Source organism: Mesorhizobium sp. M2A.F.Ca.ET.039.01.1.1, assembly GCF_003998035.1.
Classification (GTDB): domain Bacteria; phylum Pseudomonadota; class Alphaproteobacteria; order Rhizobiales; family Rhizobiaceae; genus Mesorhizobium.
The window spans coordinates 1-9,361 of record NZ_RZRY01000205.1; the positions used below are offsets into that span (position 1 = coordinate 1).

At 64.4% G+C, this 9,361-nt stretch carries 10 protein-coding genes and 1 pseudogene; 7 read left to right on the forward strand and 4 right to left on the reverse strand.

Features of this window, described 5'->3' with window-relative positions:
• The coding region (locus EOA24_RS17065) for a cation:proton antiporter (RefSeq protein WP_133374533.1) at window positions 1-1,413 on the reverse strand (1,413 nt) is incomplete at its 3' end.
• Between the two features lie 350 nt (window positions 1,414-1,763).
• Between EOA24_RS17065 and EOA24_RS17070 the strand changes: the two genes are divergently transcribed.
• From EOA24_RS17070 to EOA24_RS17085, 4 genes are all read left to right on the forward strand, one after another.
• Window positions 1,764-1,970 carry a hypothetical protein gene (locus EOA24_RS17070; RefSeq protein WP_126061490.1) on the forward strand — a complete coding sequence of 69 codons (207 nt, stop codon included), beginning with the start codon at window positions 1,764-1,766 and terminating at the stop codon, window positions 1,968-1,970.
• A gap of 119 nt (window positions 1,971-2,089) precedes the next feature.
• Window positions 2,090-2,875 (forward strand): DUF2270 domain-containing protein, encoded by a 786-nt coding sequence (locus EOA24_RS17075; RefSeq protein WP_127257997.1) that lies wholly within the window; start codon window positions 2,090-2,092, stop codon window positions 2,873-2,875.
• A 196-nt stretch (window positions 2,876-3,071) separates the two neighbouring features.
• Window positions 3,072-3,902, forward strand: coding sequence for a HAMP domain-containing protein (locus EOA24_RS17080; protein ID WP_127409923.1), 831 nt, complete (start codon window positions 3,072-3,074; stop codon window positions 3,900-3,902).
• Entirely contained in the window at window positions 3,865-5,121 is a 1,257-nt protein-coding gene (locus EOA24_RS17085; protein WP_189353974.1) for a sensor domain-containing diguanylate cyclase, read from the forward strand. Before EOA24_RS17080 ends, EOA24_RS17085 begins: the two co-directional genes overlap by 38 nt.
• A 134-nt stretch (window positions 5,122-5,255) precedes the next feature.
• Here EOA24_RS17085 and EOA24_RS17090 read toward each other — a convergent pair whose 3' ends face one another.
• Window positions 5,256-5,861, reverse strand: coding sequence for a sulfotransferase family protein (locus EOA24_RS17090; RefSeq protein WP_126083352.1), 606 nt, complete (start codon window positions 5,859-5,861; stop codon window positions 5,256-5,258).
• 40 nt (window positions 5,862-5,901) lie between these two features.
• Entirely contained in the window at window positions 5,902-6,801 is a 900-nt protein-coding gene (locus EOA24_RS17095; RefSeq protein WP_126083353.1) for a VOC family protein, read from the reverse strand.
• 154 nt (window positions 6,802-6,955) lie between these two features.
• On the opposite strand from EOA24_RS17095, the gene EOA24_RS17100 reads away from it, so the two are divergent.
• Both EOA24_RS17100 and EOA24_RS17105 read left to right on the forward strand, forming a co-directional pair.
• Complete coding sequence (locus EOA24_RS17100; protein ID WP_127409925.1) at window positions 6,956-7,255, forward strand: hypothetical protein; 300 nt, start codon at window positions 6,956-6,958, stop codon at window positions 7,253-7,255.
• Between the two features lie 148 nt (window positions 7,256-7,403).
• Window positions 7,404-7,775, forward strand: coding sequence for an endonuclease domain-containing protein (locus EOA24_RS17105; protein WP_127258406.1), 372 nt, complete (start codon window positions 7,404-7,406; stop codon window positions 7,773-7,775).
• A 99-nt stretch (window positions 7,776-7,874) separates the two neighbouring features.
• Here the strand turns inward: EOA24_RS17105 and EOA24_RS17110 are convergent, their stop codons facing one another.
• On the reverse strand, window positions 7,875-8,705 hold the full coding sequence (locus EOA24_RS17110; protein ID WP_126083355.1) for an aldo/keto reductase: 831 nt from the start codon (window positions 8,703-8,705) through the stop codon (window positions 7,875-7,877).
• Window positions 8,706-8,958: 253 nt separating this feature from the next.
• Between EOA24_RS17110 and EOA24_RS17115 the strand changes: the two are divergent.
• Window positions 8,959-9,273 (forward strand): annotated as a pseudogene (locus EOA24_RS17115) (endonuclease domain-containing protein).
• Window positions 9,274-9,361: the final 88 nt, after the last annotated feature.

Genomic DNA, 9,361 nt, shown 5'->3' on the forward strand with positions numbered 1-9,361 from the left:
GACCAGAAGCCGCTCCAGATTGGCGACGAAGCCGCGCTGATCGATCTCCTCGCGCTCCAGGCGCTTCTTCTCCTTCTCGCCGATCGGCAGGCGCCGCAGCGCCCAGCGCAAGGTCGGCGGCATCGCCAGCGTGGTGATGACGGCCATGGTGAGGATCATGGTAAAGAGGTTGTGCGAGAGCACGCCCATCGACAGGCCGATCGAGGCGACGATGACCTCCGTGGAACCCCGCGCGTTCATGCCGCAGCCGACCGCGATGCCTTCGGCGCGGCTCATGCCGGCCACCTCGGCGCCGATGAAAGCGCCGCCGAACTTGCCGATCGAGGCGATCACCACCAGAGCCACGGTGAGCAGCGCCAGTTGCGGATCGACCAGCACGGTGAGATCGGCCGACAGGCCGGCGACGCCGAAGAACACCGGCATGAAAAGCGCCGTGATAATTCCTCGCAGCTGCCCTTCGATGTGGCGAGACAGGATCGGCGATTCACCCACCAATATGCCGGCAACGAAAGCGCCGAGCACGGTGTGCACGCCGATCAGGTCGGTGATCAGGGCCATCACCCCCATAATGGCGAGGATGACGGTGACCACCGCATATTCCGAGCGGAAGGTGTCGTTGGTCCAGCGGATGGCGTCGAAGACGATGCGGCGGCCCAGCGTGAAGGAAAACGCCATGAAGAGGGCGACGCCGGCGACGGTGAAGGCCAGGCTGGCGATCTCGATCCGCCCCTTGGTGGCGATGCCGATGGTGATGGCGACGACCACCCAGCCGATCGTGTCCTCGATGATCGCCGAGGAGACGATGATCTGGCCGAGGTCGCGGCGCATGAAGTTCATGTCGCGCACCACCATGGCGACGATCTTGACCGAGGAGATGGAGAGCGCAGTGCCGAGGAACAGCCCGGCGACGATGCGCTCGCCGCCGGCGGCGAGCAGTGTCTCGGGCATGAACTGGGCAGCGATGAAACCGAGCGCGAAGGGCACGGCAACGCCGGCGGCCGAGATGGAAAAGCAGGCGCGGCCGACCCGGCGCACGAGCCTCAGATCCGTCTCCATGCCGGTGAGCAGAAGCAGCATCAGAACGCCGAGCTGAGCGACGGCGTTGATCATCGATTTGTGCGTCGGATCGCCGGCGAAGACCAGCCGCTCGGCCGCCGGCCAGACCCAGCCGAGCAGCGAGGGTCCGAGCAGGATGCCGCCGATCAATTGCCCCATCACCGCCGGCTGTCCCAGCGCTTCCAGCACCTCGCCTATGCCGCGGCCGACAACCAGGAGCAGGATCAGCTCGGCGACGAAGATGCCTTCCGAGGACATGCCGGTCTTCTCGGCGGCGAAGGCGACGGCAGGCATCAAAGCGAGCGCCGCCGCTGCAAGCGCGATCCAGACCGACGGCGACCGGCGCCGATTGAGCATGTTGGACAAGATGCCCCCTCATTTCCTCGCCTGGGCTTAACGGTCTGGCGCGCGGATCGGTTGCACGGCTGATGGGAGCGTTTCCTCGCCCCCGCAAAGCGGGGGAGAGGTGGCTCGGCGAAGCCGAGACGGAGAGGGGAGCGCGGGTTCGACCGGCAAAAGCAGTTCGAAGAGGAGGGCTTCCGCCCTACGAACCCCCTCTCCGTCCGCTTCGCGGACACCTCTCCCCCGCTTTGCGGGGCGAGGAAACGCTCCCTACAATTCTATTCAAATGCCAGCGCCGATTTTTGCTTCGCGGTAAAGCGACTCGACGATGTTGGCGGCCAAGGCGGGGCAATAAGGAGAAGCTAATGAAAAGCGACTTTGCCGCCGCCCACCTGCACCTCGACCGGGCGTGCCATTACCTGCGTGGCGATGATGAAACGAGCCGCGCGGCGCTACAGGCACTCGACCTTGTGATCGACGCGGTGGCGGCGGCCCAGCATGCCAGGCCGGTGGCCGACGTGCTGCCCTTTCCGCGGCGCGCGAATGGCGGCGTTCCGCCGCTTGCATCCTGACTTATCCGCCTGAAAAGGCGGGAACATTTTGGGCCGGCCACACGTTGTGCTATACGGGGTGTGGCCGGCCTGTTTAAGTCGGATACGGCCGGCCATGGCGGCGGGAGGCGCATGGCACGATGTCCCAGCCGAAGGCCGCAAAATCCACCGACGCGGCCAGGGCCGCGAAATCCATCGAGGCGAACGCGCCGGCAAGATCAACCGAGAAGGCAGCACCGCCCCGCGCTTCCGACACGCTGGCGCTGAAGCTCAGCTCTCCCGAATTCACCACCACGCTGTCGCATTTCCACCGCGCCGAGATCGCGCGCATGGCGGGCTGGCGCGACAGGCTCGACCGCACCAGCAACTGGGCGATCACCGTGGTGGCGGCGATGCTGTCGGTGTCGCTGTCGACGCCCAGCGCGCATCACGGCGTGCTCTTGTTCGCGATGCTCCTGATCACGCTGCTTTTGTGGATCGAGGCGCGGCGCTACCGTTTCTTCGACGTCTACCGCGCCCGCGTGCGGCAGTTCGAGCGCTACTACTTCGCGCAGATCTTTTCGCCGCAGCCGGATTACGCTTCCAACTGGCTGGCCATCCTGGGCGAAGGCCTGCGCTCGCCGCGTTTCCTGATCACGCAGCGCGCGGCGCTGATACGCCGGCTGCGCCGCAACTACATCTTCATGTACACGATCCTGCTGCTTGCCTGGATCCTCAAGATCACCACGCCGAGCCTGTCGCGCGAAGGCTCGCCGATCGGCTTCGGCGCCTCGCTGGTCGACACGTTCCGGGTGGCGACGCTGGGACCCATCCCTGGCGTCATCGTGGTAAGCGGGGTGGCCGTCTGCTATCTCGCGCTGCTTGCCGCCGCCTTGCTGGTGCGTGCCGATGACGGCGAGCTGTCGGTCGGCGACGTGCATGTGTGAGCGGCTGAACGCCGAACGTTTACCCGGATTCAGCTATGCCTGCCTGCCAGTAAACCACCGTGAAATCGCGTGCGGGGACAACCATCAGGCGCGCCATCATTAGCCGCTTGATAAGCATTTGGTAATAAAACGCGACAGATGAGAGGCTGGCCGCGATTCACGGACAAGACAGCGTTGTCGCCGGTGGGACCTTGCCATGCGCATTAAGAGCCTGATTATCGTCAGCATGGTGAGCGCGGCGGCGCTGATCGGACTGGTTGGCGCTGTCGCCGTCTTCACGCAGCTGAAGGCGGCCAGATATCTGGGACTGAACGAAGCGACCAATGTCGCCCGTGAGCTCGCCGACACCATCGTTTTCAAACCCTACGACGGTGCGCCATCGCTGCTTGATCGACCTGATGCATTAAAGCGGTATCTCGACCAGCAGCACCGCCGCGCGCGGCGCGATTTTATCGTTGTCGACAGCAGCAAGCGGATTGTCGCCCATGCCGCTGACGAGGAGCACATCGCCGGCGAGACATTCGATCACGATCCGGGCAATGAGGTGGGCCTCACGCTGCAAGACGGTGTTCCGCGCCGGTTCGTCGATCCGAACGAAGTGAACGCCATTCTTGCCGTTCCGATCGAGCAGAACGAGGACACGATCGTCGGCGCCGCGCTTCTGGAATATGACCCGGTGCTGACCGCCGCCGAGCAGCGGACCAATGGTCTGCTCTGGCTCGTCGGCCTCAGCACCGCCGCCGCCATGCTGATCGCCGCGGGTTTTGCCTGGGTTCTGCTCAGCCGTTTCGGTTCAGGGCTTAAGGACATGATGCGCGGTATGCAGGCGCTGGCGCAGGGCGAAGCCATGACGCGCATAGGCGATGGGCGCAACGACGAGTTCGGGGAGTTGGCAGATGGCTTCAACACGATGGCCGACCAACTCGCGGCGGCACGGGCGCATATCGAAGACATTGTCGAGGCAGCTGCCGAAGGCATCGCGGTGCTCGATGCCGAGGGCCGCATCGCCAGGGGCGCAATTCGCTGATATCGTTAAGGGTCAGCACAAGCCCGCCGTTGGACCGGCTGAGGGGACTGCAACTGGCGATGACTGGCGTCTGCGAGCCGTCCAGCCTGACGAGACCGCCGAAGGGGTCGTCCACGAACGCGCTGACCAGCTCGCCATTCTCAATCGCGAGCTGCACGAGAAGTCGGAAACCACGTCCCGTCTGGTCAAGCTCGGCGAATTGCTGCAGGCCTGCGTGACCTTCCCCGAGGCCTTCTCGGTGGTCGGAACGGCGATGACCGAGTTTCTCGGCGGCCTGAGCGGGAGCGTCCACCTGACCAGCGCTTCGCGCAACCTGGTCGAGGAGATGGCGCATTGGGGCGACGTGCGTTCGAGCGTCAATCAATTCGCGCCGGAAGACTGCTGGGCGCTGCGCCGCGGCCAGGAGCATGTCGTCGGTCCGGGCTTGCTCACGCCGCGTTGCGCTCACATCACGGAGAACGGCAACAAGGGCTACGTCTGCATGCCGCTGGCGGCGCAGGGCGAGACGCTAGGCATAATGCATCTGTGCGAACCGAATGCCGCCGAGAAGCCGCAATGGCTGACCGAACGGCAGCAGATCCTGCGCGGCGTCGTCGACACGCTGGCGCTGGCGCTAGCCAATCTGCGCCTTCGCGAAACGCTTAGGCAGCAATCGATCCGCGATCCGAACACCGGCCTGTTCAACCGGCGTTATCTCGAAGAAACCAGCAGCCGGGAACTGAGGCGCATGGAGCGCTCGAGCCAGCCGTTGGCAGTCATCATGCTCGATGTCGACCACTTCAAACAGTTCAACGATACGTTCGGGCACGAGGCCGGTGACCTCGTGCTGAAGCAGGTTGCCGCGACGCTAATCGAGCATGCGCGCGACAGCGATGTCGTATCCCGTTATGGCGGCGAGGAATTTGCCCTGGTCATGCCGGGATGCTCGCTTGAGGAGGGAGCTCAGCGCGCCGAAACGCTCCGCCAGGCGATCAAGCATCTGCATCTGGCGCATCGCGGCCGCACGCTTGGAACAGTGACGGCCTCGTTCGGCGTCGCGGCCTATCCCGAGCATGGCACCGGCTGGGCCGAGATCACCAACGCCGCGGACCACGCGCAATATGACGCGAAGGCCGAGGGTCGCGACAGGGTGGTTGTCGCCAGGAGCACCCCGCCGGGCGAGCGCCCCGCCATCCAGCTGGTGCCCTCCGCGAAAGCCGGCACCGAGGTCAAGGGATGATTCCGCGCTAGCGCCTCTCAGCATTTCAACGAAACGCCGAAACGCTCTATCTATTTGTTTTTACTAAATTTCGGAGGGCTACGGCGAAGTCGCCGAGCCTAACGTTACACACTTTGTCCTGGAGTCGCTCCAGTCTACTGGACTATGCCAAGCGCGGATCGGAACTCCTGCGTTGTGTTGCGGGCGGGATAGGATTCCTCCGGCACGGGAACGCCGAGATGGCTGCAGAGCGGTGCCCAGCCGTCGCCGAGCTTGTGCACCAGCAGCCGTTCCGCCGGCACGGTGTTCAGCACCGCCTCGACATTGTCCCGGTAGACGGCGATGGCATGTGCTCGGTCCTGCGGGCGGCCGCCGAAGACCTGGTTGGCGACGAGCGCGATGCCGAGCGACTCCTGATCCGTGCTGCCGGCGATCGCCGGCAGCAGGGTTTTTTCAAAACTCTCCCACCAGCTTTCGGGCGAGCGCCAGGTGAGGATGACGCGCGCCTGCGGATAGGCTTCGATCAGCTCACGCCAATAGAAGGCCGAGGGCCAGTCGACGCAGGATTTATATCCCGCGAAGAGCTGGGCCCAGTCGGGCGCCTCGCCCCTGGCCAGCGCCCGCCAGAGCCGCTTCTGCTTCGCATGCCCCATGACCTCCGACATATGGTGGCAAGGACCGAAGCCGAGCATGGTCAGCGCCTCGCGCATCGAGTCCGTGCCGGTCCGGCCGAAGCCGGTTCCAATCACCATCAGCGACATTTCCCCCTCCTCCACTACTCCCGTCTTTAAGCGGTTGCGGTCAACCTCCCTGGACCACGAGCCGCAGGCGGTTGCCTTCCGGATCGGCGGTCGAAATCGCGCCACCTTCCCTTCTCGCCGGCGCATTGGCCGTTTCGAGCCTGCGCGCCACGGCGGCAAGCTCGTGGGCGGAACCGAGCTCGACGGTGAAATAGTCCAGGCCGGCGGCATCGGGCGGCGGTTCGCGCAGCTCGCCGCGCGCCCAGATGTTGAAGGCGATCATATGCGCGCGGCGCTCGGTGCCGCAGTCGAACATGCCGAAGGTCCGGGACTGGATATGCGGCCGGAAGCCGAGCACGCCGAGATAGAATTCCATCAGCGCCTCGGGCGCGCGGGCGCGCAAATGGATGTGGCCGATAAAGGCGTCTTGCGCCATCCTGGGCTCGACATGGCCGGAATTGCCGAGGTCGCGCAATAGGCTAGAGACGTCCAGCGGCTCCAGCCCGGAATGCGCGCTGCCGTCGACGGCAATCAGCGACACGCGGCCGTCGGGCGAGACCTCGCGGCGCAGCAGGCGTTCAGGCGTGTCGAAGCATATCTCGATGCCGTTGCCGGACGGGTCAGAGACGTAGAGCGATTCCGAAACGAGGTGGTCCTGGGCGCTGTATCGCAACCCCGACGCCTTGAGGCGGGCGGCCGCATGCGCGAGGTCGCGGCGGGTGGTGACGTGGATGGCGACATGGAAGAGATCGCGCGACTTCTGCGGCAGGGCGACTTCCGCGCCCGCATGGAGCACGATCAGCGTCCGGCCGCCGGCCCCGAGCTGCGCTAGAACGGCGTCCTCGCCGGCCGGCGCCAGTCCGACAGTGTCGCGCCAGACGGTCAAGGCGGCCGGAATGTCGGTCACCTTGAGATGGACCGGCCCGAGACACGTGGCCTGAGACAGCAATCCTTCGTCCATCGTCGTCTGCTCGATTGCGGTCGATGGATATATTAGCTCCGAATGATATTTATGTCTCGCGCCAAGTTCGGATTGACCCCTCCCCGGCGGGCGGCGACTATCGCAAAGCAGGCTGTTTTTTCGGCAGCTCCGAACGAAGCAGGAGGAACCTCCCATGGACGACACCGATCACTGGCGCAACATGGCGAGCGCGCCGCGGGACGGCAGCCGCATCCTGGTGACGGTGCGCTCCTCCGAGCAGGGACCGGCCGAGGTCGACATGGCCTATTGGTCGCGCGCCGACCAGTTCGGCGAGGAAGGCTGGCGGGCCTCGGACTCCTCGCCCGGCCGCGTGGTCGGATATGCCGAGCCGGAGCTCAGATGCTGGATGCCGCTGCCAAGCGCCGGGCGAGGCTCGATGCCGAGCCCTTGGGAGGGCGAGGACGTGCCGCTGGTGGATGGGGAAGGGATTTAGGGCGCCTTTCCCTTCTCCCCTTGGCGATTGGCGAAAGCAGCGGCGACAGCCAATCTCCCCCCTAGTGGGGGAGATGTCCGGCAGGACAGAGGGGGGCGCCGTAGAGTAAAGACCTTGGCGAAGACCTCAGGTTCAAACGGCTCCAGCGATGACCCATACTCCTCTGCCGCCACGACACCGGGCCAATGCAAAATCGATGCGTCGCGTCATGACCGATGCCGAACCGAAGCTCTGGAACGAGCTTCGCGCACACCGGTTGATGGGACTTGGTTTCCGTAGGCAGTTTCCGATAGCAGGCTATATCGTCGACTTCGCTTGCCCGGAGAAAAGGCTTCTTGTCGAGGTCGACGGCTCGCAGCATGGCGATGGCGGCGTTGCCGAGGCTGATGCGCTGAGAACGAGACGTCTCGAAGAGGATGGCTGGACCGTCTTGCGGTTCTGGAACGACGATGTGATCCGCGACATCGACAATGTCTGCCAGCACATTGTTATCGTCGCGGATTTGGCTGATCCGACCTGAGAGGCTGGCGGGACAGCGCCCCCCTCTGTCCTGCCGGACATCTCCCCCACTAGGGGGGGAGATTAGCAGTTTCGGCGTCGGCTCCCTTCTATCAGAGCGCTAAAACAAAAACGCCGCCGTCGCCGGATCAGGTCCGGTGCGACCGTCGGCGGAATCCAGGCCACGGATGGTCTGCATATCGTCCTCGTCGAGCTCGAAACCGAAGACGTCGAAATTGCCGGCGATGCGCTCCTCATGGATCGACTTCGGGATGACGATCAGCCCTTCCTGCAAATGCCAGCGGATGATCACCTGCGCCACCGACTTGCCGTGCTTCTTCGCCAGGTTCTCCAGTGTCGGGTCGGAAAGCAGCCGGCCGCTACCCAGCGGGCTCCAGCTCTCGATATGGATGTTGTGCTTCTTGTGGAAATCGCGCTTGTCGCGCTGCTGGAAGCGCGGATGCAGCTCGATCTGGTTGACGACGGGCGTCACGCCGGTCTCGCCGATGATGCGCTCCAGATGATCCTGGTTGAAGTTGGAGACGCCGACCGACTTGATGCGACCGGCCTGCTGCAGCTCGACCAGCGTCTTCCAGGCCTCGACATATTTGTTTTGGGTAGGCACCGGCCAATGGATCAGGAAAAGATCGATCCGGTCGATGCCGAGTTTTTGCATCGTGTCGTCGAAGGCGCGCAATGCCGCGTCGCGCTGATGCGCGCCGTTGCGCAGCTTGGAGGTGATGAAGAGCTCGTTCCTCGGCACGCCCGCCGCGCGGATCGCCTCGCCGACGCCTTCCTCGTTGCGGTAGCCCTCGGCGGTGTCGATCAGCCGGTAGCCGGCCTCGATCCCCCAGCGCACGACCTTGGCGGTGATGTCCGGATCGACCTGCCACACGCCGAGCCCGATCTGCGGGATGGTCGAGCCGTCGTTCAATGTCAGCTGTTCGGGCATGGGAGATTCCTTTTGGGAGGGAGCGTGGTGTACGGGACGGGTGGTGCCGACTATTTAGGCCGCGGGTTGAGGAATACCAGTCGCATAGAGAAGATGGCGCGACGCCGAAGCTGCCAATCTCCCCCTCGTGGGGGAGATGTCCGGCAGGACAGAGGGGGCGCCGTAGAGTAGAAACGCAGGTGAACCTGCCTCGGTCTGATGCACCCATGCCCATACACCAGTCCCACCTCGACATCGCGCCAACGCGAAATCGATGCGCAAAGTCATGACCGATGCTGAACTGAAGCTCTGAACGAGCTCCGTGGCCACCGGCTGATGGGCCTCGGCTTTCGCAGGCAGTTTCCGATCGCAGGCTACATCGTCGACTTCGCGTGTCCTCAGAAGAAGCTGATCGTGGAAGTGGATGGATCGCAGCATGCCGACAACGCCATTCCTGACGAGACCAGAACCAGGCGCCTGGAGCAGGATGGCTGGATGGTCCTCCGGTTCTGGAACGACGACGTCATCCGAGACATCGAATGTCTGCCAGCATACTGTTATTGCCGCTGGGTTGGCTTGTCCGACTTGAGATGCTGGCGGGACAGCGCCCCCCTCTGTCCTGCCGGACATCTCCCCCACGAGGGGGGAGATTGGCAGCTTCGCCGCCGGCTTCACCC

Coding starts and splice junctions, on each gene's coding strand:
- EOA24_RS17070 (WP_126061490.1), top strand. CDS start 1,764: ATGAAAAGCGACTTTGCCGCCGCCCACCTGCACCTCGACCGGGCGTGC.
- EOA24_RS17075 (WP_127257997.1), top strand. CDS start 2,090: ATGTCCCAGCCGAAGGCCGCAAAATCCACCGACGCGGCCAGGGCCGCG.
- EOA24_RS17080 (WP_127409923.1), top strand. CDS start 3,072: ATGCGCATTAAGAGCCTGATTATCGTCAGCATGGTGAGCGCGGCGGCG.
- EOA24_RS17085 (WP_189353974.1), top strand. CDS start 3,865: ATGCCGAGGGCCGCATCGCCAGGGGCGCAATTCGCTGATATCGTTAAG.
- EOA24_RS17090 (WP_126083352.1), bottom strand. CDS start 5,861: ATGTCGCTGATGGTGATTGGAACCGGCTTCGGCCGGACCGGCACGGAC.
- EOA24_RS17095 (WP_126083353.1), bottom strand. CDS start 6,801: ATGGACGAAGGATTGCTGTCTCAGGCCACGTGTCTCGGGCCGGTCCAT.
- EOA24_RS17100 (WP_127409925.1), top strand. CDS start 6,956: ATGGACGACACCGATCACTGGCGCAACATGGCGAGCGCGCCGCGGGAC.
- EOA24_RS17105 (WP_127258406.1), top strand. CDS start 7,404: ATGACCCATACTCCTCTGCCGCCACGACACCGGGCCAATGCAAAATCG.
- EOA24_RS17110 (WP_126083355.1), bottom strand. CDS start 8,705: ATGCCCGAACAGCTGACATTGAACGACGGCTCGACCATCCCGCAGATC.